This window comes from Methylobacterium thuringiense (assembly GCF_022179645.1).
Classification (GTDB): Bacteria; Pseudomonadota; Alphaproteobacteria; order Rhizobiales; family Beijerinckiaceae; genus Methylobacterium; species Methylobacterium thuringiense.
Window position 1 is genome coordinate 145,369 of record NZ_BPRA01000012.1, and the last position, 22,491, is coordinate 167,859.

Annotated in this window: 22 protein-coding genes and 2 tRNA genes; 13 read left to right on the top strand and 11 right to left on the bottom strand. The window is 68.7% G+C overall.

What is annotated here, in order from left to right:
• Positions 1–15 precede the first annotated feature (15 nt).
• From MFF07_RS14335 to MFF07_RS14355, 5 genes are all read left to right on the top strand, one after another.
• Positions 16–1,389 (top strand): MBOAT family O-acyltransferase, encoded by a 1,374-nt coding sequence (locus tag MFF07_RS14335; protein WP_147814502.1) that lies wholly within the window; start codon positions 16–18, stop codon positions 1,387–1,389.
• Between the two features lie 4 nt (positions 1,390–1,393).
• Positions 1,394–2,422 carry a hypothetical protein gene (locus tag MFF07_RS14340; protein WP_238232237.1) on the top strand — a complete coding sequence of 343 codons (1,029 nt, stop codon included), beginning with the start codon at positions 1,394–1,396 and terminating at the stop codon, positions 2,420–2,422.
• Positions 2,423–2,709: 287 nt separating this feature from the next.
• The gene (dksA, locus tag MFF07_RS14345) at positions 2,710–3,129 is read left to right on the top strand and encodes an RNA polymerase-binding protein DksA (RefSeq protein WP_147814499.1); all 420 of its coding nucleotides are present in this window, start codon (positions 2,710–2,712) and stop codon (positions 3,127–3,129) included.
• 160 nt (positions 3,130–3,289) lie between these two features.
• Complete coding sequence (locus tag MFF07_RS14350; protein WP_187272422.1) at positions 3,290–3,466, top strand: hypothetical protein; 177 nt, start codon at positions 3,290–3,292, stop codon at positions 3,464–3,466.
• A gap of 93 nt (positions 3,467–3,559) precedes the next feature.
• Positions 3,560–3,727, top strand: coding sequence for a hypothetical protein (locus tag MFF07_RS14355; protein ID WP_187272421.1), 168 nt, complete (start codon positions 3,560–3,562; stop codon positions 3,725–3,727).
• 22 nt (positions 3,728–3,749) lie between these two features.
• On the opposite strand, the gene MFF07_RS14360 is transcribed toward MFF07_RS14355, so the two are convergent.
• Positions 3,750–4,562 carry an FTR1 family iron permease gene (locus MFF07_RS14360; protein ID WP_238232258.1) on the bottom strand — a complete coding sequence of 271 codons (813 nt, stop codon included), beginning with the start codon at positions 4,560–4,562 and terminating at the stop codon, positions 3,750–3,752.
• A gap of 135 nt (positions 4,563–4,697) precedes the next feature.
• Here MFF07_RS14360 and MFF07_RS22720 point away from each other — a divergent pair, with 135 nt between their 5' ends.
• The 4 genes from MFF07_RS22720 to MFF07_RS14380 all read left to right on the top strand — a co-directional run bounded on the left by MFF07_RS22720 (position 4,698) and on the right by MFF07_RS14380 (position 7,769).
• Complete coding sequence (locus MFF07_RS22720) at positions 4,698–5,213, top strand: hypothetical protein (RefSeq protein WP_373322354.1); 516 nt, start codon at positions 4,698–4,700, stop codon at positions 5,211–5,213.
• Positions 5,214–5,400: 187 nt separating this feature from the next.
• Positions 5,401–5,829: a hypothetical protein gene (locus tag MFF07_RS14370; protein ID WP_147814498.1), complete on the top strand. Its 429-nt coding sequence runs from the start codon at positions 5,401–5,403 to the stop codon at positions 5,827–5,829.
• A gap of 167 nt (positions 5,830–5,996) precedes the next feature.
• A complete protein-coding gene (locus MFF07_RS14375; protein ID WP_147814497.1) occupies positions 5,997–6,893 on the top strand; it encodes a GGDEF domain-containing response regulator in 897 nt (298 codons plus the stop codon).
• Between the two features lie 213 nt (positions 6,894–7,106).
• On the top strand, positions 7,107–7,769 hold the full coding sequence (locus MFF07_RS14380; protein WP_147814496.1) for a LuxR C-terminal-related transcriptional regulator: 663 nt from the start codon (positions 7,107–7,109) through the stop codon (positions 7,767–7,769).
• A 16-nt stretch (positions 7,770–7,785) separates the two neighbouring features.
• Here the strand turns inward: MFF07_RS14380 and MFF07_RS14385 are convergent, their stop codons facing one another.
• Positions 7,786–8,358, bottom strand: a complete 573-nt coding sequence (locus MFF07_RS14385) for a thermonuclease family protein (RefSeq protein WP_147814495.1) — start codon at positions 8,356–8,358, stop codon at positions 7,786–7,788.
• A gap of 236 nt (positions 8,359–8,594) precedes the next feature.
• A complete protein-coding gene (locus MFF07_RS14390) occupies positions 8,595–9,752 on the bottom strand; it encodes a DNA topoisomerase IB (RefSeq protein WP_147814494.1) in 1,158 nt (385 codons plus the stop codon).
• Positions 9,753–9,853: 101 nt separating this feature from the next.
• Here MFF07_RS14390 and MFF07_RS14395 point away from each other — a divergent pair, with 101 nt between their 5' ends.
• The 3 genes from MFF07_RS14395 (at position 9,854) to MFF07_RS14405 (ending at position 12,325) form a co-directional block, all read left to right on the top strand.
• Positions 9,854–10,999 carry a glycosyltransferase family 4 protein gene (locus tag MFF07_RS14395; protein WP_238232259.1) on the top strand — a complete coding sequence of 382 codons (1,146 nt, stop codon included), beginning with the start codon at positions 9,854–9,856 and terminating at the stop codon, positions 10,997–10,999.
• Positions 10,996–11,652: a class I SAM-dependent methyltransferase gene (locus MFF07_RS14400; protein WP_147814493.1), complete on the top strand. Its 657-nt coding sequence runs from the start codon at positions 10,996–10,998 to the stop codon at positions 11,650–11,652. The genes MFF07_RS14395 and MFF07_RS14400 overlap by 4 nt, the downstream gene beginning before the upstream one ends.
• A 184-nt stretch (positions 11,653–11,836) precedes the next feature.
• Positions 11,837–12,325 (top strand): hypothetical protein, encoded by a 489-nt coding sequence (locus MFF07_RS14405; RefSeq protein WP_147814492.1) that lies wholly within the window; start codon positions 11,837–11,839, stop codon positions 12,323–12,325.
• Between the two features lie 109 nt (positions 12,326–12,434).
• Here MFF07_RS14405 and MFF07_RS14410 read toward each other — a convergent pair.
• From MFF07_RS14410 to MFF07_RS14425, 4 genes are all read right to left on the bottom strand, one after another.
• Positions 12,435–12,508: transfer RNA gene (locus MFF07_RS14410), tRNA-Gly, on the bottom strand.
• A 59-nt stretch (positions 12,509–12,567) separates the two neighbouring features.
• Positions 12,568–12,651, bottom strand: a tRNA-Tyr gene (locus MFF07_RS14415).
• Positions 12,652–12,760: 109 nt separating this feature from the next.
• The gene (gene recJ / locus MFF07_RS14420) at positions 12,761–14,452 is read right to left on the bottom strand and encodes a single-stranded-DNA-specific exonuclease RecJ (protein WP_238232260.1); all 1,692 of its coding nucleotides are present in this window, start codon (positions 14,450–14,452) and stop codon (positions 12,761–12,763) included.
• 157 nt (positions 14,453–14,609) lie between these two features.
• On the bottom strand, positions 14,610–15,944 hold the full coding sequence (locus tag MFF07_RS14425) for an aminotransferase class I/II-fold pyridoxal phosphate-dependent enzyme (protein WP_147817608.1): 1,335 nt from the start codon (positions 15,942–15,944) through the stop codon (positions 14,610–14,612).
• Between the two features lie 549 nt (positions 15,945–16,493).
• Here MFF07_RS14425 and MFF07_RS14430 point away from each other — a divergent pair.
• Positions 16,494–16,925, top strand: a complete 432-nt coding sequence (locus MFF07_RS14430; RefSeq protein ID WP_147817607.1) for a type II toxin-antitoxin system VapC family toxin — start codon at positions 16,494–16,496, stop codon at positions 16,923–16,925.
• 81 nt (positions 16,926–17,006) lie between these two features.
• Here MFF07_RS14430 and MFF07_RS14435 read toward each other — a convergent pair whose 3' ends face one another.
• The 4 genes from MFF07_RS14435 to MFF07_RS14450 all read right to left on the bottom strand — a co-directional run bounded on the left by MFF07_RS14435 (position 17,007) and on the right by MFF07_RS14450 (position 22,490).
• On the bottom strand, positions 17,007–20,108 hold the full coding sequence (locus tag MFF07_RS14435) for an efflux RND transporter permease subunit (RefSeq protein ID WP_238232238.1): 3,102 nt from the start codon (positions 20,106–20,108) through the stop codon (positions 17,007–17,009).
• Positions 20,105–21,205: an efflux RND transporter periplasmic adaptor subunit gene (locus MFF07_RS14440; protein ID WP_238232239.1), complete on the bottom strand. Its 1,101-nt coding sequence runs from the start codon at positions 21,203–21,205 to the stop codon at positions 20,105–20,107. The genes MFF07_RS14435 and MFF07_RS14440 overlap by 4 nt, the downstream gene beginning before the upstream one ends.
• 163 nt (positions 21,206–21,368) lie before the next feature.
• Complete coding sequence (locus tag MFF07_RS14445) at positions 21,369–22,088, bottom strand: cytochrome c biogenesis CcdA family protein (protein WP_147817605.1); 720 nt, start codon at positions 22,086–22,088, stop codon at positions 21,369–21,371.
• Positions 22,089–22,097: 9 nt separating this feature from the next.
• Positions 22,098–22,490: a thioredoxin family protein gene (locus tag MFF07_RS14450; RefSeq protein ID WP_147817604.1), complete on the bottom strand. Its 393-nt coding sequence runs from the start codon at positions 22,488–22,490 to the stop codon at positions 22,098–22,100.
• Position 22,491: the final 1 nt, after the last annotated feature.

Here is a 22,491-nt window from a genome sequence, read left to right on the forward strand (position 1 = left end):
GCCGATGCGGCGTCCATGCTCTTCAACTCGTTCATCTTCCTCCTCGCCTTCCTGCCGGTCGCCCTGGCGCTGCACGCGCTCGCCGAGCGCTATCGGCCGGACTGGCGGCTGCCGCTGCTCGTGCTGCTGTCCTTCGTGTTCTACGGCTGGTGGGATGTCCGCTTCGTGCCGTTGCTGCTGGCCTCGATCGGGCTGAACTGGCTGGTGGCGCGGGCCTTCCTCGCGCGCCCCGTCGCCTGGCTGATCCCGCTGGCGATCGGCGCGAACCTGCTGATCCTGGCACTCTTCAAGTATCTGAACTTCTTCGCCGATCTCGCCAACCTGCTGCCCGGCGCAGCACTGCCCCATCTCGATTGGGTGCTGCCGCTCGGGATCTCGTTCTTCACCTTCCACCACATCATGTACCTGACCGACCTGAGGGCCGGTCGCGCGCCGGCCTTCGGGCTAACGAAGTACGCCCTCTACATCGCCTTCTTCCCGCAGGTTCTCGCCGGCCCGCTCGTGCGCTGGAGCGAGATCATGCACCAGTTCGACGAGCGCCCGTACGCGCGCGCCGACGCCATGGAGCGGATCGGCCGCGGCATCCTGCTGCTCACGGTCGGGCTCGCGAAAAAGGTGCTGCTCGGCGATCCGCTCAGCGTCTACGTGAATCCGGTCTTCCAGGCGGCGGCCGCGGGCAAGGTCGTGACCATGGCCGAGGCCTGGCAGGCGACGCTCGGCTTCACCTTCCAGATCTATTTCGATTTCTCCGGCTACACCGACATGGCACTCGGCATCGCGCTGCTGTTCGGTCTCGTGCTGCCGCAGAATTTCGACGTGCCCTACCGCTCCACGTCGCTGCGCGATTTCTGGCGGCGTTGGCACATGACGCTGTCGCGCTTCCTGCGCGACTACCTCTACATCGCTCTCGGCGGCAATCGCCGCGGCCTCGCCTTGCAGATGGCCGCGCTGTTCGCGACGATGACGCTCGGCGGTCTCTGGCACGGAGCCGGGCCGACCTTCGTCGCCTGGGGCGCCGCCCACGGTCTCGGACTCGCGGCCGGCGTGCTCTGGCGCAAGGCCGGGCGAACCATGCCGGCGGTGCTCGGCTGGGCGCTGACGCTGCTGTTCGTGATGCTCACCTGGGTGCTGTTCCGCGCGACGAGCTTCGAGGCGGCGCTCGCGGTGTTCAAGGGGCTGTTCGGGCTGGCGCCCGCCGGGTCCGCCTTCAAATGGCGCACCATCGCCATCGCCGCAGCCGTCGCGACGCTCGGGCCCAGCGCCTGGGCTGCGGTCCACAAGGCGCCGCCGAGCCGAACGCTCGCCATCGCTGCCGCAGTGCTGTTCGTGGTCGTGCTCCTGAAAATCGGGGACGATGCGAATTACGAGTTCATCTATTTCCAGTTCTGAGCGGATGACCGGCTCCGAGAGATCAGACGCAGAGACACGCTGGGCCGGGTGGACCCGCGGCTTCATCCAGGCGCTCGCCGGCATCGTCGCCGGCTATCTCGCGCTCGCCTACGCGATCGACCCTTTCGACAGCGGGCGTTCGCCGCTGCTCTCCGTCGGCGCGGTGCGGCCGCAGGGACCGCGCACCTCCGCCGCCCTGCGCGGGCGCGATCCAGCCTACCAGGGCGCGGTCTTCGGCAACTCGCACATTCAGCTCATCGAGCCGGGCCGTCTCGCCCAAACGACCGGGATTCCGTTCGTGCAGCTCTCCATACCGGCGACGGGGCCGAACGAGCAGTTCGCGTTGATGAACTGGTACCTCCGCCACCATGCCGCGCCCCGTGCCCTGGTCGTCGCCGCCGACAACCTCTGGTGCACGAACGATCCGGCCCTGCCGAACGACAAACCGTTCCCGTTCTGGTTGTTTTCGGAGCACATTGCGGTCTACCTGCGCGGCCTGCTGCGCTGGTCGGTCCTGGAAGAACTCCCGGACCGGATCGGCTGGCTCCTACGAAAGCAGCGCGAGACCGCACCGCGCGACGGCTGGTGGGACTACGAGGCCGACTACGCCGCCATCGGCCATACCGGCCATCCGGGCACGGCGGCCGGCCACGAGGCGCGCGCTCCCGAGATGCCGGAACCCGGAACCGCCGGTCCGTCCTTTCCAGCGGCCGAACGTTTCGCCGCCATCGCAGCGGGCCTGCCGGCCGAGACGGCGCTGGTGCTGGTGTTTCCGCCGATCTACGCCGACGCGTTGCCCCGGCCCGGAACGCCGCGCGAGCGGGCGGAGCAGGCCTGCAAGGCGGCGCTCACCGCATCCGTGCGCGGGCACCGGCGCAGTGCCGTGCTGGACTGGCGCCGCGACGGGCCGGAGGCGCGCGACGCGGCCCTGTTCTTCGACCCCTCGCACTACCGGCACCCCCTTGCGCAGAAAATCGCCGCGGACATCGCCGCCGCCATCGTGACGCTGGAGGACGGCACCAAGGCTCGGTGACGGCCGCGTGCCTTCCACGGGCGATCAACGAAGACCGAAAATCTCTATTCGCAGCTGCCCGTAGGACGGCATGAAAGAATTTCTTGAAACTGGATCGTCGAGATCGGTGTCGAAGTTGAATTTACCGAGAGTTTTACCGATACGACCGTGACGTGTTTACCTCATCGCGGCAGCTTTTCGTGTCGACCCGTCCAATCGGCCCGCCATACGTTGTGAAGCCACCATCCCTCGATTATACGCTCGCCCATGATCGCGGCTGACCGATAGGGATTGGCGTGAGGCGAACCATGGCGAAGGTGACGATCGACGAGAGCTACACGCCCTCCGATGCGGAGCCTTTCATGAACGAGCGGCAGCGCGAGTACTTCCGTCGCAAGCTCGTGAATTGGAAGAGCGAGATCCTTCGGGAAGCTCAGGGAACGCTCACGTCTCTGCAGAGCGAGAACGAGAACCATCCCGACCTCGCGGACCGCGCCTCGTCCGAGACGGACCGGGCCATCGAGTTGCGGGCGCGCGACCGTCAGCGCAAGCTCACCAGCAAGATCGATGCGGCCCTCGCCCGGATCGAGGATGGCTCTTACGGCTTCTGTGAGGAAACGGGCGAGCCGATTTCGCTCAAGCGCCTCGACGCCCGGCCGATCGCCACCTTGTCGCTCGAAGCGCAGGAACGCCACGAACGCCGCGAGCGTGTCTACCGCGACGATTGAGATCGATCGCCGGAACCAGACATCTCCGAGAGCAACGCTGAACGGCCAAGGTCATCTTGGCTGTTTTTCTTTGCGCAGGACCGTGCGGTATTTTGCCTGACCCAGGAACATCGGCGACCAGTTCGGCTTCTCCGGACAATCAACCCGGAGCCATAGTGCAATGTCGAACGATACCCTGATTCCGCTGCTTGCCATTTTCACGATCGTGGCGGTCGCCGCCTTCGCGATCTGGCAGCGTGGCCGCGTCGCGAAAGCCAAGAACGATCCGGAGCGCTCGGCTTTCACGAAACACCACGGGGAAGCGCCCCGCGCCAACCGGCCCGGCACCGAGCACTGACAAAATCGATCGCGGGGAGGTCTCGGTTACCGTTTCCTCACCGCTTCGGGACCACGATCGGATCGTAGCCGAATCAAGGCCCGGAGGTCCGACATGGACGACTTCTATCGCGGGATCGAAACGTCGCTTCTGGCGCTCACCCTGGTGCTCGGCCTCGCCGTGGCGGCGACGTCGAACCTGTCGCCGGGCGCCATGACGGGAGTGGAGATCGCCACGACCCTGCCGATGATCTCCGTCACCGCCGGCGAGCCGGCGGAGTAGGATCGGGGGCCCACCGCATCCCTCAGGACGCGGCAGCCGGGCGGTTCGCCGACGCCGAACCCTTACCGCCGCGGCGGGCCTGCAGCAGCAGGCTGGCCAAGGCGGCGATGACGACTTGCGTGCCCAAAGCCTCCCAGCTTCCGTTGAGGCCCAGCGTGCTCACGAATTCCGGCACGCCATCGTTGTGCACGGGGATGATGGCCTGCTCCTGAAGCTCGAGGAAGGCGGCGCCGACCATCTTCAGCGCCATCACGAACAGAAACGCCGACGTGATGATGAACATCGGCCGCAGGGGCAGGCGCAGGGCCAGCCACTGCATCGCCACGAACATCGCCACGAGCGCGATCGAAGCGGCGGCGAGCCCGGCAAGCAGGCTCCCGTCGAAGCCGTTGGCGCCCTTGGCCAACGCATGCAGGAAGAGAACCGTCTCCGCGCCCTCGCGGAACACGGCGAGGAAGGCGATCGCCGCGAGCGAGACGATCGTCCCGGCGCCGAGCGCCTTCTCGGCGAGGCGGTTCAGATCCGCCTGCCAGGCCCGCGGGTCCTGGCGCAGGAAGAGCCAGCCGCTCATGTAGAACATCAGCGCCGCCGCGAGCAGCATCACGGCCGCCTCGAACAGGTCGCTGTGGTTGCCGTCGTAATAGGTTTCGAAAATCCAGGCCATGCCGAGGCTCGCAGCCACGGCAGCGGCGGCACCCGCATAGAGCGGCCCGATCCGCTCGGCGGCCCCCGCCTTGCGCAGGAAGGCCGCCAGGGCGGCGATCACCAAGAGGGCTTCGAGCCCCTCCCGGAACAAGATCGTGAAGGCCTGTGCGAACGTCGACCCATCCACCATCACGGACATTCCCTCACTCGACGGCAACGCGCTTCCACCTGACGGCCTGCACGGAGGAAAGACTTCGATCGATGAACCCGGCAGAATCGGTTGTTTGGAACAGTTCCGAACAAGCAATCGCGGGAACGACGACAGGTGAGCGGCCGGCTTGATTTCCAGCGACGGACTACCTCCGTTTCGAAGATCTTTTCAAGGCCCCGGCATCTGCAGCGTCGTCGCGGTGGAGCCGACCACACCGATCGGCCGGTCGAGGCGAATGCACGGATTTCAGGCAGCGAATGCGCTTTCGGCCTGCAACCGAACGGCCATGGCCGGACTTATTCCGGTACAAGTGCGGCCGAGCGTTCCCGGCGAGAATCGATCGAATATTGCGCGTGGCCGGGCGGTACGCGCGGGCAGGATGTCATGACCGTCAAAAGCCGTCTCGCGGTCCTCCTGACCGGCACGCTTCTATCGGGCTTCGCGGCATCGACGGCCATCGCCGCTCCCGCGCAGGTCGACCGCAACCCGACGAAAGTGGCGGATGCCGTGCAGGCTCAGCCTGCGACGGCAGTGGACGACGAAGATTCCGCGACCTGCAGCAAGTCGCGCAAACGCCTCTGGGTGGAAGGTGAGGGCTGGATCGTCCGCCGGATCACGATCTGCCGCTGAAATAGTGGACCGGAACGGATTTCACGCCCTCGGCGGATTTCCTTCCCGCCGGCACACGGCCTCAACCGTCAATTTCCTCGGGATCGAGGCCGGTGTCAGCATTCTGCACCGCTGGCCGGGTGAGGGCGGACGGAACGAGCCTGCAGCCGGTGCGATTGGTGTCGCATCGACTCGGGAGTTTGATCTGATGCGTGCAGCCCTCTACGGCCTCGGCCTTGCCGCGCTGATATCCGCCGGCACCGTCTCCGGCGCGCTGGCAGGCGAGCGCTTCGGCTATGACGGGTATCCCGGCGGATACGGGTTCGCGAACGAGGCGATCGGCGGCGACTATATCGGCGCTCCCCTCACGCGCTTTCCCCGTCCGAGCGAATTGGTCCCGCCGGCCTGGGGCTACGGCACCTACGGCGTGCCGACGGTGACCGGGATCCGCCAGGCCCCGACCGCGGCGCCGACCCTGACCGTGATCAATGCCGACGAGCCGGCGCCTCGGCGCAGGGGGATGGGGCCCCGGATCCTGTCGCGGGGTTCGGATCCGCGATGGGCGGACAACACGCGGGGCGCAGAGCCGGATCAGGGCGGAGTCCGCGTCATCTCGGTCACGGTGCCGCGCCGTTGAGGCAGGCCATCCATACGGTCCCGTATCCGCGCGGTGCGTACGGGCGCGTGTATCTGCGCCCGTACGCATTCGCGCATTGGGACAGTTCAGAACGGGTGCCTTAACCTTCTAGTTGCAGTTTCGATGCAACCTTGGATGCGGTCGGGGACGACTGACACAGGGTCTTTATGCACATCGCGATCGTCGATTCGAGCCGCGTCGTCTTGAAGCTCGTGGCTGGGCTCCTCGAACCGCGCGGCCATGTTCTCGAACTGTTCACGGATTCTTCCGCAGCGCTGGACTACATCGCCTCGCATCCGTCCATCACTGCGCTGATTACGAGCCTCGAGGTCCGTCCGATCAGCGGCCTGGAGTTGTGCTGGTCCGCACGCCTGCTCGGCGATGCGAGCCGGCCGCTCTCGATCATCGTGATGTCGTCAACGCGCTGCACGCATACGTTGGCCGAGGCACTCGACAGCGGCGCCGACGACTTCATCGAGAAACCGCCGAGCGCCGAGGAGCTGCATGCCCGCCTGCGGGCGGCCGAGCGGCTCACCACCGTGCAAAGCGCCTTGATCCGGCTGGCGGAGACGGACCCGCTGACCGGGCTGATGAACCGTCGCGCCTTCATGGCCCGGGCGCAGGATGCCGTGGCGCATGCCGATGCTTCGGGCAGTCTCGCGGCGATCCTCCTCGACATCGACCATTTCAAGCGGATCAACGACGCCTACGGACACGATATCGGCGACGAGGCGATCAAGGCGGTGGCCTCGCTGATCTCCGGAAACGGCATCGCCGGACGGCTCGGCGGTGAGGAATTCGCATTGCTGCTGCCGGATCGCGATCTCGCCGAGGCCACGGTGATCGCCGAGCGCCTGCGCCGGCGCGCCGTCGCCGTGCGCGTCCCCGTGGAGGCGGGGCCGGCGAAACTCTCCTGCAGCTTCGGCGTGAGCGCCTGGCGCAGGGGCGACACCGTCGACGGCCTGCTCAAGCGTGCCGACGTCGCCCTGTACGAAGCGAAGGCGACGGGACGCGACCGCGTCGTCGCCTCGGACGGCGGCATGCCTCTCAGCAAAGCCTGCTGAGACGGACTGGAACGCATTTCGCTAACCATTAAGAAATCTTAACAAGCAATCGTATATCCTGTCTCGGATCAGGACAGGATTGATCTCGGCATCTCCGAGTCGTCACGAAATCGAACCACTTTTACCCATTCGACCCCTGGAACGACTCTTGTTCTGAATACCCCCGACACGGCCGCGATGTGCTGCGGTGGGACGCGCAAGGGGGAATGCGGCATGAGTTACGCCGTCGGAGTATTGATCGTCGACGAGCCGCCCGGGCTCGATCCGAACTTCCGGGCCACGCTTGAGCATACTCCAGCGCTGCGCACGATCGGCGAGGAAGATCTCGGCCGGGGCGAGACGGACACGGTCGTCGCCCTCGTCTGCGTCCGTGCCGCGCTGCCGGAGGCGGCCTGCGAGCGGATCGCGTCGCTCCGCGACAACTACCCCGCCCTGCGCATCCTCGTCCTCTTCCAGTCCCTCGGCTCGGACGACCTGCGCCGCCTGCTCGCGGCCGGCGCGGACGCCTTCGTCGGGCGCGGAACGCCGGTGCGCGACGTCTGCAGCGTCATCCTCGGCCTCGCCGGCGCCACGGCGGAGATCGGGACGGCAGAGATCGGCCTGGACACGCGCGACCACGTCCTGATGGCCGCTCCCGAGACCCTGTCCCTGACGCCCCGCGAGGCGGAGGTTCTACGCTTCCTCAGCGCCGGGTTCTCGAACAAGGAGGTGGCGCGGCGCCTGTCGCTGTCCGTGCGCACCGTCGAGACGCACCGGCTCAATCTGCGCCGCAAGACTCAGACGGGACGCCTCAAGGATCTCGTGATGCTTGCCCGCCAGCTCGGCCTCGATCCGGTTGTCGACGTCGATCCGCCGCGCCGGGTCGCCTCACATTGAGACGGCAGCGGACAGCCTATCTGGCCAGCTTCGACAGTTTGAGCGCGACGGCGCCGTCGGCACGTTCGGGTTCCCCGGCCTCGCCATCCGTCAGTATCGGGCGGGCGGCGACGGCGTAATCGCCCCGCCGCCGTCCCGTCGGATCCTCGAACACGCCGGCCCAGAGGCCGTTCCGTCTGGCCCAAGCCTGCGTCTCGTCCGTGAAATACGTGGTGTCGACGAAGCGGTCGGACACCGCGAGCCCCGACGCCACCATCCAGGCGTTCAGGTCGTCGCCGCCCAAGCGGCAGATCGCCAGCGTACGATGGGACGGGTCGAGACCGCGCGTCTCGCAAGCGATGACGGCCTCGCCGATATGCTCGGACAGCGCACGCGCAGCCTGCCGGCCGCACGGCACGATCCGGCCGCCCTTGCCCTGGCAGGTCTGGCCGAGGCCCGGAGCCGCGACGCCTGCGAGGCCGACGACGGTGCCGCGCACGCGCAACGTGTCGCCGTCGATCACGGTTGCACGGCCGGTCAGCGTCTCGCCGGCTCGCGCGCTGCCGCTCAGGAGGGCGATCGCAGCCAATCCGAAAGCCGCGTGTCTCATGGGACCTCTCGTCGTCGGACCCCGCACCGACGGTGCCGGGGACTCGCCACAGCCAAGAGCAAAGCAATTAACGATCCAGCATAGCCGGCAACGGTCCGAAGCCGGCCGGGCGGCAGCGCGGGGTTCCGTCCCCCTTAGAGCGCTTTCCGACCAAGTGGGTGCCGGTTTGTCGAAAGAAGGCGCGTCACAACAAGGCTTAGAGGCGCCGGCCCGATGCAATCGGGTCGGGTACGGCTCTAGGCAGCGCGCCGGCTCTTCGCCGAGGGCGGTTTCGCCCGCGAGGCGCCCTTGCGGGCCACGTTCGCCCGAGTCCCGCGCGGCGCAGCTTCCTGAAGCCGGTTGCGGAGCAGGCTGAGCACGGCGGCCTCCTCGGGCTTCAGCCGGTCGAGGTCTTCCGCCAGTTCGTCCTCGACCGCCTCCTTGACCTGCAGCAGCAGCGCACCTTCGAGGTAGCAGTCGACGACCTGCGGATGGATGTAGCATTTCCGGCAGATCGTCGGCGTGTTGCCCAGCCGGCTCGCGACGGATTCGATGGCGTCGCGCACGTTGCGCTTGGCCTTGGCCTCGCTGTCGAAGCTCTCAAATTCCTTCAGCGCCAGCGCCGCCAGCACCGTGCCGGCCCAGGTCCGGAAATCCTTGGCGGTAAAATCCTGGCCCGTGATCTCGCGCAGGTAGGCGTTGACGTCCGACGAAGTCACGTCGCGGCGCGCGCCGTCTTCGTCGAGATACTGGAACAGCTCCTGGCCCGGCAGGTCCTGGCAGGCCTTGACGATCTTGGCGACGCGCCGGTCGCGGATCGAGAGGTTCCACTCCTTGCCGCTCTTGCCCTTGAAGCGGAAGGTCAGCTCGGCCCCGGAGATCTTCACGTGCCGGTCGCGCAGCGTAGAGAGGCCGTAGCTCTTGTTCGAGCGGGCGTAATCGTCGTTGCCGACGCGGATCAGGGTACTTTCGAGGAGGTGCACCACCGTCGCCAGCACCTTCTCGCGGCTCAACCCGCGCTTGCCCATATCGGCGTCGATGCGGGCGCGGATGCCGGGCAGTGCGTCGGCGAAGCTCATGATGCGCTCGAATTTCGTCGTCTCGCGCGCCTGCCGGAACTCGGGATGGTAGCGGTACTGCTTGCGCCCCTTGGCGTCGCGCCCCGTCGCCTGGATATGGCCGTTGGCATGGCGGCAGATCCAGACGTCGGTATAGGCCGGAGGGATCGCGAGTTTCCTGATCCGGGCGATCAGCACTTTGTCACGGATCGTGGTGCCGTCGGCATCCTGGAAGGAAAAGCCCGTGCCGCTGCGCCTGCGCGTCAGGCCCGGCTTCGAATCGTCGACGTAGCGCAGGCCGGCCTCGATTGCGGCCTCGCGCGGATCGACGGTTCCGGTGTCCTCGCAGGCTGACATGCTGGCTTTCTCACGCGACGCGAGGGCTCAACCGGCAGCGAACGGGGCGTGTTCCGGCATCCCGTGCCGCACCTGACGAGGCCGTGCTACATCCCGCCGCGATGAACGCCCCGATACCGCAAAAGAAGACCCTCGCCTTCGTCGTGACGGAGGACTGGTTCTTCGCCTCGCATTTCCTGCCGATGGCGCGCGCGGCCGTGGCGATGGGCCTGTCGGTGGCGGTGATCACGCGGGTGCGCGCCCACAGGGCCGTCATCGAGGCGGCCGGCGCGCGGGTGATCGAACTGGAGGCCGAGCGCTCCAGCCTCAACCCGATGGCGGCGGGCTACGCCGCCGGGCAACTCGCGGCGATCCTGAAGGCCTTGAAGGCGGACATCGTCCATTGCATCGCGCTGCGCGGTATCCTCGTCGGCGGCACGGCGGCGGCGATGACGGGCATTCCCGACCGCGTCTACGCGCTCACCGGCCTCGGCCTCCTCGGCGCCCGCGAGGACCGCACCGGCAAGCTCGCGCGGCTCGCCCTGAAGGGCCTGATCCGCGGGCCGCTGGCGAGCCGGCGCACCCGCTACCTGTTCGAGAACGCGGACGATGCCCGCGCACTCGGGCTCGATCCGTCCGACACCGCCGTGACCATCGTCGGCGGCGCCGGCGTCGACCCGGATGCCTTCGTGCCGCGCCCGCTGCCGCCCCCGCCGCCGCTCGAGGTTGCGATCGTGGCGCGGATGCTGTGGTCGAAGGGCATCGACGTCGCGGTCGAGGCCGTGCGGCTGGCGCGAGGGCAGGGGGCCGCGGTCGCGCTCTCGCTCTACGGCGCGCCCGACGCCTCCAACCGCCGCGCCATCCCCGAGGCGACTTTGCGGGCGTGGAGCCGCGACGGTGTCACCTGGCACGGGCCGACGCGCGACGTCGCAGGCGTGTTTGCCGCCCACCACGTCGGCTGCCTGCCCTCGCGTGGCGGCGAGGGTCTGCCGCGCACGCTCCTGGAAGCGGCTTCCAGCGGCCGGGCGATCCTCACCAGTGACGTGCCGGGCTGCCGCGACCTCGTCCGCGACGGCGTCGAGGGACTGCTGGTGCCGCCGGGCGATGCGCAGGCGCTCGCTGCGGCGCTGATGCGGCTTGCCGGAGACCCGGCGCTGGTCGAGCGGATGGGCGAGGCGGCCCGCGCCCGCATCCTGCAGGGCGGCTACACGGAGGCGGCCATCGGCAGCGCGGTTGCCGGGATCTATTCGGAATTGCTCTCCCCGTGACGCCCTCCCGCGATCCTCTCGGCTTCATCCGCGCCAACACCCGCCTCAGGCCGGTGCCCTACGCGCCAGAGATCCGGCTGCACGTCGCCGACGAGGCGACCGAGCTCTGGCAGAAGACCGAGGACGAACTGGAAGAGATCGGCCTGCCGCCCCCGTTCTGGGCCTTCGCCTGGGCCGGTGGACAGGCGCTCGCGCGCTACATCCTCGACCATCCCGAGACGGTTGCGGGCAAGCGCCTGCTCGACTTCGCCTCCGGCTCCGGCCTCGTCGCCATCGCCGCCGCGAAGGCCGGGGCGGCGCATGTGCTGGCGAGCGACCTCGACGCCTTCGCCCTCGCCGCAATCCCCCTCAACGCCGCCGAGAACGGCGTCGCCGACCGGATCACCGCGACGGGCGACGACCTGATCGGCCGCGTCGGCCCGTTCGACGGCGTCCTCGCCGCCGACATCTTCTACGAGCGCGACCTCGCCGGTGCCGTGGGGGCGTGGCTCGACGGCCTGCAGGCGCAGGGCACCCTGGTTCTCATCGGCGATCCCGGCCGCTCCTACCTGCCCCGCGACCGGCTGGAGGCGATCGCGACCTACGCGGTGCCGGTGACGCGCTCGCTGGAGGATGCCGAGATCAAACAGTCGAGCGTGTGGCGGTTCCGGTGAGGTCGCGGCACGGGGCCGATAGGGCGATCCTCCGACGCCGGGCGACGGCCGATCACCAAGCATCGGGAAGATCGGGCGTCCCACTCTGCGGCATGGGAAAACCCGGTGCGCACTCTTCTCAGGTATGGGTATCGGGCTTACCCTGCCGACACTGGTAAACGCCGCGCCAGGGAGGTTTCATTCCATGTCTCGTCTGATTCTCGCCGCCTCGATCCTCGCCATGACCTGTGCAGCGAGCGGGCCGGCCTCGGCCCTCTCCGCGAGCGAGTGTTCCGTCAAGTACCAGGCCGCCAAGAAGGACGGCTCGCTCGGCGCCACGAAGTGGAACGACTTCCGCAAGGCCCAGTGCGGCGCCGACGCGCAACCGGCCGCGGCGACCACGACCACGGCCCCCGCACCCGCCCCGACGGAGGCGGCCAAGCCCGCTCCGACCCAGACCGCCGCCAAGCCCGAACCGACCGCGAAGCCGACGACCCCGGCGGCCTCCGGCTCCGCGGTCTTCCCGAGCAAGATCGACCCGAAATACGCCAGCGAATCCGCCGGCAAGCAGCGTCAGAAGACCTGCCTCGACCAGTACAACGTCAACAAGGCCAACGGCGGCAACGGCGGCCTGAACTGGATCATGAAGGGCGGCGGATATTACTCGGAGTGCAACAAGCGGCTGAAGGTCTGACCAGCCGCGCCGGGCCCGGGCCGATCAGGCTCGGGTCTCCGACAGGGTGATTGCCTCAGCGGAGCGAGACGCGGCGGCACCCTGCCGCGCCCTGCGTATGAGAGCCGTTTGGAGCGGGTACCGGGAATCGAACCCGGGTATTCAGCTTGGAAGGCTGCTGCTCTACCATTGAGCTACACCCGCATGCGGCGCCGGATAGCATGGCGCCGCGGCGTTGAGAAGATGTGTCGATCAGGCTGGTTTGGTGGGGGAAGTAGGACTCGAACCTACGAAGCTTACGCAGCGGATTTACAGTCCGCCCCCTTTGCCGCTCGGGACATTCCCCCAAACCGCAGGACCGCCCCAAGGGGTGGTCTCGACAGGGCGTCCTTATGGTGAGGGCGTTTCCGGGTGTCAACTGGATCGCGCGGGTCGTGAGCACCGTGTCCCGCAGTGTCACTCCGGTGCCGCGAGATCGCTGATGCGCAACTGCGCGCGCTCGGCCCCGCGCCAGCGGTCGGTGGAGAGGGTGCCGGCGACGTGGAAGTCCTGGCCGACGCCGCCGAGCAGCGCCATCCCGAGCGGCCCCTGCGCGACCCGGAAGGCGATGGCGCCGACGGTCTGGCCGTCGCGGCTCCGAAACCGGGCGCGGACGTGCCCGTTGCCGACCACCGCCGCGTCGACGAGGCGGTGGCGGGGGAGGACGAGGACCGGCTCCGGCGCACCCTGGCCGAAGGGCCCGGCGCGCTGGATGGTTTTCACGAGTTCGGCACTGGCGCCGCCGGCGCTGACGGTGCCGTCGATCAGCAGTGCCTCCGCCTCGCGGGCTTCGGCCACGGCCGAGGCGAGGGCGGTCGCGAGATGCGTGGTGAAGGCGGAAAAATCCGAAGAGGGCAGGGTGACGCCCGCGGCCATGGCGTGGCCCCCGCCTTTCAGTGCCAGGCCCGCCTCGACCGCGGCGTGCACGGCGCGGCCGAGATCGGCCCCGAGGATCGAGCGGCCGGAGCCGGTGGCGGTGCCGTCGGGGCGGATCGCGAAAGCGAAGGCCGGGCGGCCGAAGCGCTCCTTCAGACGCGCCGCGATCAGCCCAACGATGCCGGGGTGCCATTCAGGCGATCCGGTAACGAGGACCGGCCGGTCGGGCTCGGCCATCAGGTCGCGGTCCATGGCGGCCTCGGCCTCCTCGACGGCCAGCGCCTCGATCGCCTGCCGCTCGCGGTTGAGACGATCGAGTTCGGCGGCGATGCGGGTGGCCTCGACGGGGTCGGCGGTGCCCAGCAGCCGCGCGCCGAGGCCGGCATCGCCGATGCGCCCGCCCGCATTGATGCGCGGCCCGACGAGATAGCCGAGATGCCAGGCTTCCGGCGGCTCGCTGAGGCCCGCCGCGTCGAACAGGGCGGCGATCCCCGGCCGTCCCCGGCCGCGCATCACGGTCAGGCCCTGCACCACGAAGGCGCGGTTGAGGCCGAGCAGCGGCACGACGTCGGCGACGGTGGCGAGCGCGACGAGGTCGAGGGAATCGGTGAGCGCCGGTTCTTCGCGAGTGGCGAAGGCGCCGAGCCCGCGCAGCCGGCGGTTCAGGGCGACGAGCGTCAGGAACACCACCCCGGCCGCGCAGAGATGGCCGAGGCCCGACAGGTCGTCGAGCCGGTTGGGGTTCACCAGCGCCACCGTCGGCGGCAAGTGTTCGGTGGCGGCGTGGTGGTCGAGCACGACGGTGTCGAGGCCGAGAGCCTTGGCGGCTTCCAGGGGGGCGTGGCCTGCCGTGCCGCAATCGACGCAGACGAGGAGGCGCGCGCCGCCCTCAGCCAGCGTCGTCACCGCCGCGACGTTGGGGCCGTAGCCCTCGGTGATGCGATCGGGGATCCAGATCTGCACCGGCACGTCGAAACTGCGGAGATAGCCGGCCAGCAGCGCGGCGCTCGCAGCGCCGTCGACGTCGTAATCGCCGAAGATGGCCACCGGCTCGCGGGCGGTGACGGCACGGGCGAGCCGGTCGACGGCGGCCTCCATGTCGACGAGCACGGACGGGTCCGGCATCAGGTCTCGGATCTTCGGGGCCAGGAACTTTTCCGCCTGATCCGGCCGGACGCCGCGGCTGGCGAGGATGCGCGCGAGCAGGTCCGGCAGGCCGTGCGCCTGGGTCATCGTCGTGGCGAAGGCGTGCTGCGACGGGCCGGCACAGCGCTCGCGCCAGGGCCGGCCGAGCACGGACCGCGCGACGTCGAGGAAGGGGCGGGGTTGAGCGGGGATCACCGGGGCCGGTATAGCCGGAACGGTGGCGATGCGCGCCCTCGGCGAGGCTCTACGCCGCCATGGCCAGGGCGCGCGCCTCGCGCACCGCCGCCATGATGCGCGCCTCGTCCACCGCGAGCTCGATCGCGCGCACCGCGTGGCGGATGTTCTCCTCGGAATGGCCGGCCATGACCTGCAGGCGGAAGCGGGCGGCGCCCTTGGCCACCGCCGGGTACTCGACGAGGTTAGCGAGCAGCCCCAGCGTCGGCAGGCGGCGGCTGACCATGCGGGCGGTGCTCTCCGCTCCGACCTTGGCGCAAACAATGGCGGAGGGGTCGCCGTAGACGTCGAGGCCGGCCTCCGCGAATTGCGCGCGCAGGCTGACGACGTTGCGCATCAGTGTTTCGCGCAAGGCCCTGCCTTCATCCGAGGCGACGATGTCGAAGGCCTTGCCGATCACCGCCGTCTGCACCGGCGAGAGCGCATTCGAGAAGGTCGTCGAGGGGCTGTAGTAACGCAGGTACTCCTTGATCGTGCGCCGGTTGGTGGCGACGAAGCCGCCATTCGAGGCGAAGGTCTTGGAGAAGCTGCCCATCACGAGGTCGACCTTCCCGAGCATCCCCTGGATGCCGATATGGCCGCGTCCCTCCGCACCCAGCGCGCCGAGATCGTGGGCGACGTCGACCATCAGCGTCGCGCCAAATTCGTCGCAGAGCTCCTGCATCGCCGCGAGGTCGGGCGTGTCCGAGTCCATCGAGAACAGGCCCTCGGTGATGACCATGATGCCGTTCTGCGTGTCCTTCGCCCGGATCGCGGCGAGCTTCGCCCGACAATGGTCGAGGTCGAGATGGCGGAACAGGGAGATGTTCCGGGTCGAAGCGCCGGCGCCCTCCTGCAGGCAGACATGGGAAAGTGCGTCCATCACGATGTGGTCGGCCGAGCGCACGAGCCCGCGGATGACGCCGTAACCGGCTGCCCAGCCGGTGGGGTAGAGCACCGCCTGCTCCATCTCGAGGAAGTCGGCGATGCGGCACTCCAGGGCCACCGAACTCGCGGTGTTGCCGACGAGCACGGCCGAGCCAGCGCTGTGGACGCCGAAGCGCTTCACGGCATCGGTGGCGACCTCGGCGATCTCGGGGTGAGCGGCGAGGCTGAGATAGTCCTGCGAGGAGAAGTTGATGCCCTCGATCGGATTGCCGCCGTCGTCGCGCGCCCGGCAGGCGGTGCCGGGGCGGGTCTCGGTGGAGCGCGAGAACGGCCAATAGCCGGCCTGCCGCCGCTCCTCCTGCCACGCGAAAAAGCCGTCGCCGCGCTCCAGCAGGTTTGCGCCGGCCGGGACGCGGAAATCGCGCGCGCTGCCGGTGAGGCCGGACCGACCTGGGTCGCTGGTGTCGGTGATGCTCATGACGTGCCCGCCTGTCGCGCTTGTCGTTGCGCGTAATGGAAAGAGTTTTGCGGGCGCGGCTTGTTTTTGGCTTAATTCTGAAGGCGTTGGCGCCGAGGCCTTCGGACTCACTTAACGGATGATGTCCAGAGATGGTTTCGGTTTTCCGAAGCACAATGAATTCGACAAGGTTATTGGGTCGTTACAGCCTCTGGTCGGTTGGCGGAGCTTCGACTGTCCGGGTTTTCGTCGCGTGCTGCGATCGCAGATTGCTCGATCGATGAGCTTTGCGTACCTTGCCCGAAGCGGTCTTCGAGATACGAGCATGACGACGCTGACGATCTGAAATCTCGACGCGCGCGTAAACGCCAGTCTTCGCGACCGGACGACCCGTAACGGCCGCAGCGCGGAAGACGAGGCACACCGTATCCTCGCCGAGATTTTGACGAACCCACCACCGTCCGAACTCAATTTGGCCGAGGCGATCCGACGCCGTTTCGCGCGCATAGGTGGGATCGAATTGGAACCGCATCCGCCCGTCGCGATCACGGACCCCACCCACCTCGATCGATGATCGTGCTCGACACGAACGTGATCTCCGAACTCATGCGGCCCGAACCGAACCCGGCCGTTACCGCCTGGGTAGCCGCGCAACCACGCGATGCGCTCTATCCGACCAGTATCAATCGCGCCGAGATTCTGTACGGGATCGCAGCCATGCCGGCCGGAAAGCGCCGCGACGGAGCCGCTGCGCTGGTCGAGGCCATGTTTGCCGAAGAATTCGCTGGGCGGATTCTCCCATTCGCAGCGGAAGCCGCACCTCATTTCGCCCGCATCGTGGCAGAACGACGCCGGGCAGGGATGCCAATCGAAGGCTTCGATGCCCTGATTGCGGCGGCGACACTGGCTGCCGGGGGCTTCATCGCCACACGCGATATCGGCGGCTTCGCGAATTGCGGCCTCACCATCGTGAATCCCTGGACAGTATCCGACCCAGAATAGCTCTGCAGCCGAACGATGGGCGCACGAATGGGTGTCGATGCCGGGTTGCGTTTGCCTCGGTGGTAGGAGCCGGATGCATGGCTACGCCCGGATCGGCTCCGCCGGCAGCCAGTCCTCTGCCGCATCCTCCCCGACCGGCGCCGCCACCCTGAACCACAGCGCATACAAAGCCGGCAGGAACAGCAGCGTCAGCACCGTGCCGACGCCGACGCCGCCGATCAGCACGTAGGCGAGTGCGCCCCAGAACATCGAGTGGGTGAGGGGGATGAAGGCGAGCATGGCGGCCAGCGCCGTCAGGACCACCGGCCGGGCGCGGCGCACGGTCGATTCGACGATGGCGTCGTAGTCCGAGAGGCCGGCCGCCTTCTCGCGGTCGATCTGATCGACGAGGATCAGGGTGTTGCGCATCAGGATGCCCGACAGCCCGATCAGGCCGAGGATGGCATTGAAGCCGAAGGCCTGGCCGAAGACGAGAAGCGTCGGCACCGCGCCGCAGAGGCCGAGCGGAGCCGTGGCGAGCACCATGAACATGGTCGAGAACGAGCGGACCTGGAACATCAGCACGGTCAGCGTCACGACGAGCATCAGCGGGAACACCGCGCCGAGCGCCGCCTGCGCCTTGGCGCTGTCCTCCACGGAACCGCCGGTCTCGATGCGGTAGCCCGGCCGCAGGCCGGCCTTGATCGGCTCCAGCAGCGGCAGGATCTTTGCCGTCACGTCCGGCGGCTGCCGCCCATCGCGCACGTCGCCCTGCACGGCGATGAAGGGGTTGCGGTCGTAGCGCTTGAGCACCGCGTCCTCGGTACGGCTTTCGAGCCGGGCGACCTGCGCGAGCGGCACCGCCTTCCCGTCGCTCGTCACCAGGGTCATGCTGCCGATGGAGCCGAGGGTGCGGCGCTCGGCGGAGGGGCTGCGCACCATCACATCGACCGGGCGCAGGTTTTCGCGAACCTGCGTGGCGGGGGCGCCGTTCAGCATGGTCTGGAGCTGCATCGCGGCATCGCGGGGGCTCAGGCCCAGCAGGCGCAGGCGTTCCTGGTCAAAGGCGAGGCGCAGGTTCGGGGTCTTGTCGCCCCAGTCGAGATGGGCGAGGCGCATGTCGGGGTTGGCGGCGACGACGTCGCGCACCCGCGCCGCGATCTTGCGGAGCTCGTCGAGGTCGGGGCCGATCACCCGGAACAGCACCGGGTAGCGCACCGGCGGGCCGAACACGAACTGCGTCACCCGCACCCGCGCCTCCGGAAACATCCCGGCATCGACCATGGCCCGCGCCTTGAGCTTGAGCGCGTCGCGGGCGTGGCTGCTCCCGGTGAGCACGACGATCTGCGCAAAGGCCGGATCGGGCAGTTCGGGATCGAGCGGCAGGATGAAGCGCGGCAGCCCCTGGCCGACATAGGCCGTGACGATCTTCGATTCCGGCTCGGCCCTGAGCGCCGCCTCGATCCGCTTCACCGAAGCGTCGGTAACGTCGAAGGCCGTGCCCGGCGGCATGTTGACCTCGACGATCAGCTCCGGCCGGTCGGAATTCGGGAAGAACTGCTGCTCGACGAGGCCGGCCCCGGCCGCCGACAGCACGAACAGGCCGAGCGTCAGGCCGGCGACGAGCTTCTTCCGGTCGACGCAGAGGCGCACCAGCCGGCGCAGGCGCGCGTAGTGCTTGGTGGCGTAGATCGCGTCGTGGCCGCCCTCGACTTGGCTGATCTGCGGCAGCAGCTTCACACCGAGATAGGGCGTGAAGGTTACGGCAACGAACCAGCTCACGATCAGCGAGAACGCGACAACCCAAAAGATGTTGCCGGCATATTCTCCGGCAGTGGACCGGCCGAAGCCGACAGGCAGGAAGCCGGCGATGGTGATGATCGTGCCCGACAGCATCGGCAAAGCCGTGGTGCCCCACACATGCGTGGCGGCGCTGATCCGGTCGGCGCCTTCCTCCATGCGCACCACCATCATTTCGATGGCGATGATGGCGTCGTCGACGAGCAGGCCGAGGGAGAGGATGAGCGCGCCCAGCGTGATCCGGTCGAAATCGCGGCCGGTGGCCATCATCACCACGAACACCGCCGAGAGCGTCAGCGGCACGGCGAGCGCCACGACGAGGCCGACGCGCAGGCCGAGCGTCAGCAGGCTGACGCCGACGACGACGGCGAGCGCGGTGAAGAACTTCACCATGAACTCGTCGATGGATTCGTCGATGACCTTGGCCTGATCCGAGATCTTTTCGAGTCTTAGGCCGGCGGGAAGGGCCGAGCGGATCGCGGTTTCTTCCTTGGAGAGCGCCGCACCGAGGCTGAGGCCATTGGTGCCGGGCTTCATCACGAGGCCGAGAAGCAGGGCCGGCTCGCCGTCGTTGCGAATGACGAAGCTCTTGGGATCTTCGTAGCCGCGCGTGACCTCCGCGACGTCGCCGAGCTTGAGGCTGCGCCCGCCCGTGCCGACGGGGATCGCCTTCACCGCCTCGATGCCTTCGAGCGCCCCGTCGAGGCGCAGATAGGTGCGCGGGCCGGCGGTCTCGACGAAGCCGCCCGGCGTCAGGTCGTTCTGGGCCGCGATCGCCGAAAACAGTGCCTGACCGCTGATGCCCAGCGTCGCCAGCCGCTGATACGAGATCTCGACGAAGATCTTCTGGGACTGCTCGCCGAGGATGTTGACCTTGCCGACGCCGGGCACGCGCAGCAGTCGCTGCCGCAGATCTTCGGCCTGCGCGACGAGATGCCGATGCGGCATGTCCCGGGCCTGCAGGGCGTACAACGAAAAATAGACATCGGAGAATTCGTCGTTGACGAACGGGCCGTAGGCACCGCGGGGCAGGCTGCTCGCGGTGTCAGCGAGCTTCTTCCGGGTCTGGTAGAACTGGTCTAGCACTTCGGCAGCGGGCGTGCCGTCCTTGAGGTTGAGCTTCATCAGCACGAGGCCGGGGCGCGCCGTGGTCTCGACGCGGTCGTACCAGGTCAGCTCCTGCAGCCGCTTCTCGAGCGGGTCGGCGACCTGCCGCTGCATCTCTTCCGCCGTAGCGCCGGGCCATGCGGCCGACACCACCAGCGTCTTCACGGTGAAGGACGGGTCTTCCGCGCGCCCGAGCTTCACGAAGGCGAAGCAGCCGGCGCCGATCGTCGCAATGATCAGGAACAGCGTGATCGCCCGCTCGCGGACCGCCAGCGCCGAGAGGTTGAAGCCGGTCATTTCGCGGCGTCCGCCACGCGCTCCGCCGCGACCCGCACGCGCTGGCCGTTCTTGAGGAGATGCGCGCCGAGGGCGACGATGCGGTCGCCCTCGCTGAGCCCGAAGGCGATGTCGGCGCTTTCCTCGCGCATCCGGGTCACGAGCACGGGCTGGGCGGCGACGGTGCGGGTGGCGAGGTCGATCTTCCAGACGGAGGGGCCGTCCCCGCTGTCGAAGAGCGCGCCGAGAGGCACCGAAAAGCTCGCATCGTTGCCGCGCAGGCTCGCCTGCAGGGCGACGGTGACCGTGGCGCCGAGGGCCGCGGATTCGCCCGCGCCTTCCAGCACGTAGCGGGCCCGGTAGGTGCGCGTCGCCGGATCGGCCATGGCCGAGAGCTCGCGCAGATGCGCGGGGAAGCCGGCATCGTGGCTCGCATAGAGGGCGGCGGTGGCGTCCGCATGGGCCATGCGCTCGGCGCCCTCGGGCAAGAAGACCTCGGCCTCGCGGGCGCCGTCGCGGGCGAGGCGCACCACGGTCTGGCCGGCGCCGACCACCTGTCCCGGCTCGCCGGGCACCTCCATGACGACGCCGTCGGCATCGGCCTGGAGTTCGGCATAGGCCGCCTGATTCTCGATCTGGCCGGCCTGGGCTTGCGCCGAGGCGAGTTGCGCGGCGGCGGCATCGGCGGCCGCCTTGATCTGGTCGTAGGCCTGGACCGAGACCCAGCCTTCGGCGGCGAGTTTCCGGCTGCGCTTCTCGTCGGCCGCGGTCTTGACCATCTGGGCGCGGGCCGCGTCGGCATTGGCCTTGGCCGAGGCCTGCGCCAGGGTGAAGTCGGCGTGGTCGAGGCGCATCAGCGGCTGGCCGCGCTTCACCCGGTCGCCCGGATCGGCGAGGCGCTCCAGGATCTTGCCGGCGACGCGGAAGCCGAGCGCGCTCTCGGTCCGGGCCCGCACCACGCCGGTGAAGCGCTGCGCGCCGGTCCCGCCCGGCGCCACGACGAAGCTGCGCACCAGCGGCGGCGGCGGCCCGTCGGCATCCGGCCCGCAGGAGGCGAGCGCGAGCACCGCCAGGGCCGAAACCGGCGCCAAGGGCACGAAACGCGGGAATCGAGCCACGCAGGGGGCCTCCTCGGGGTCGCCCGGTCAGGCGCTCGTTGGGAGACCTTGCCAAAACAGCGTTTACGGGTGGTCAACGCCGGCTTCTGGCAGCGTCCTGACTCGGACCCACCCCGTCATTCTCGGGCCGCGAAGCGGAACCCGGGATGTCGGCGGTGGTGCCCTAGAACCGCGTCGTCAAACGCGTCAGCCAGTCCGGCGAAGCGTCGACCAGCACGGTCTCGAGCCGCTTGTCGAAGCCGGAGACGATGACGAGGCCGGTGACGACGAGGATCGCGCCGAGCGCCGCCTTCACCCCCTTGCCGAGACTCATCATGCGGTCGCGCCAGCGCATCAGCATCTCACGCGAAAGCATGCCGAAGACGAGGAGCGGCAGGGCCGCGCCGAGGCCGAACAGCAGCATGGTGACGGCGACACCGCCGAGGTCCCGGCCCTGCGAGGCCAGCAGCGAGGCGGCGCCGAGGGTCGGGCCGACGCAGGGGCTCCAGACCGCGCCGAGCAGCAGGCCGACGCCGAACTGGCCGGTGAGCCCCGTGGTCGAGAATCCGCCGAAGCGGGTCTCCGTCCAGTCGCTCACCGGGCCGGCGGCGGTGGCGAGCCGGGTCTGGAGCACGGGCAGCATCAACACGAGCCCGACGCCGACCAGCAGGATTGCCGCGACGGTGCGGAAAAGGCCGGTATCGAGCCCGAGCGAGAAGCCGATGGTGGCGACGAACAGGCCGATCGCGACGAAGGAGATCGCGAGTCCTCCCGCCAGCGCCGCCGGCCCGTACCGATGCTCGGAGGCCGCCGCGCCGAGAACCAGCGGCAGCAGCGGCAGCACGCAGGGCGAGAGCACCGAGAGGATGCCGGCGAGGAAGGCGAGGCCGAAGGTCGTGACCATGGCAGGCCCTCAGAGCGCCTTCTCGACCAGCCCCTCGATCCATTCCGGCTGGGTCTCGCCGACCGAGCGGCCGACTTCCTTGTCGCCCTTGTAGGCGATCAGCGTGCTTTGGGTGCGGGCGTTGAAGCTGCGCAGGGCCGGTTTCTGGCTGTCGAAGTCGATGTCGAAGATCTGCAGGTCCTTGAAGCGCGGATCCTTCAGGATCCCGGCCAGGATCGGCTTCTGGGTCTTGCAGATCGGGCACCAGGGCGCGCTGACCTCGACGAGGATCGGCTTGCCGGCCTTCTGCGCGGCCTCGAAGGCCTCGGGCGTGTAGGCGACGCTCTCGCCGGCCCGGGCGGAGGGCGCGAGGCCGAAGGCGAGGAGCGCCGCGAGGGCGAGGGTGGTTCGGCGTGGGATCATG

Bases quoted from the DNA above. Each gene is read 5' to 3' on its own strand.
- MFF07_RS14335 (WP_147814502.1), top strand. From the start codon at position 16: ATGCTCTTCAACTCGTTCATCTTCCTCCTCGCCTTCCTGCCGGTCGCC.
- MFF07_RS14340 (WP_238232237.1), top strand. From the start codon at position 1,394: ATGACCGGCTCCGAGAGATCAGACGCAGAGACACGCTGGGCCGGGTGG.
- dksA (WP_147814499.1), top strand. From the start codon at position 2,710: ATGGCGAAGGTGACGATCGACGAGAGCTACACGCCCTCCGATGCGGAG.
- MFF07_RS14350 (WP_187272422.1), top strand. From the start codon at position 3,290: ATGTCGAACGATACCCTGATTCCGCTGCTTGCCATTTTCACGATCGTG.
- MFF07_RS14355 (WP_187272421.1), top strand. From the start codon at position 3,560: ATGGACGACTTCTATCGCGGGATCGAAACGTCGCTTCTGGCGCTCACC.
- MFF07_RS14360 (WP_238232258.1), bottom strand. From the start codon at position 4,562: ATGGTGGATGGGTCGACGTTCGCACAGGCCTTCACGATCTTGTTCCGG.
- MFF07_RS14370 (WP_147814498.1), top strand. From the start codon at position 5,401: ATGCGTGCAGCCCTCTACGGCCTCGGCCTTGCCGCGCTGATATCCGCC.
- MFF07_RS14375 (WP_147814497.1), top strand. From the start codon at position 5,997: ATGCACATCGCGATCGTCGATTCGAGCCGCGTCGTCTTGAAGCTCGTG.
- MFF07_RS14380 (WP_147814496.1), top strand. From the start codon at position 7,107: ATGAGTTACGCCGTCGGAGTATTGATCGTCGACGAGCCGCCCGGGCTC.
- MFF07_RS14385 (WP_147814495.1), bottom strand. From the start codon at position 8,358: ATGAGACACGCGGCTTTCGGATTGGCTGCGATCGCCCTCCTGAGCGGC.
- MFF07_RS14390 (WP_147814494.1), bottom strand. From the start codon at position 9,752: ATGTCAGCCTGCGAGGACACCGGAACCGTCGATCCGCGCGAGGCCGCA.
- MFF07_RS14395 (WP_238232259.1), top strand. From the start codon at position 9,854: ATGAACGCCCCGATACCGCAAAAGAAGACCCTCGCCTTCGTCGTGACG.
- MFF07_RS14405 (WP_147814492.1), top strand. From the start codon at position 11,837: ATGTCTCGTCTGATTCTCGCCGCCTCGATCCTCGCCATGACCTGTGCA.
- recJ (WP_238232260.1), bottom strand. From the start codon at position 14,452: ATGACCCAGGCGCACGGCCTGCCGGACCTGCTCGCGCGCATCCTCGCC.
- MFF07_RS14425 (WP_147817608.1), bottom strand. From the start codon at position 15,944: ATGAGCATCACCGACACCAGCGACCCAGGTCGGTCCGGCCTCACCGGC.
- MFF07_RS14430 (WP_147817607.1), top strand. From the start codon at position 16,494: ATGATCGTGCTCGACACGAACGTGATCTCCGAACTCATGCGGCCCGAA.
- MFF07_RS14435 (WP_238232238.1), bottom strand. From the start codon at position 20,108: ATGACCGGCTTCAACCTCTCGGCGCTGGCGGTCCGCGAGCGGGCGATC.
- MFF07_RS14445 (WP_147817605.1), bottom strand. From the start codon at position 22,088: ATGGTCACGACCTTCGGCCTCGCCTTCCTCGCCGGCATCCTCTCGGTG.
- MFF07_RS14450 (WP_147817604.1), bottom strand. From the start codon at position 22,490: ATGATCCCACGCCGAACCACCCTCGCCCTCGCGGCGCTCCTCGCCTTC.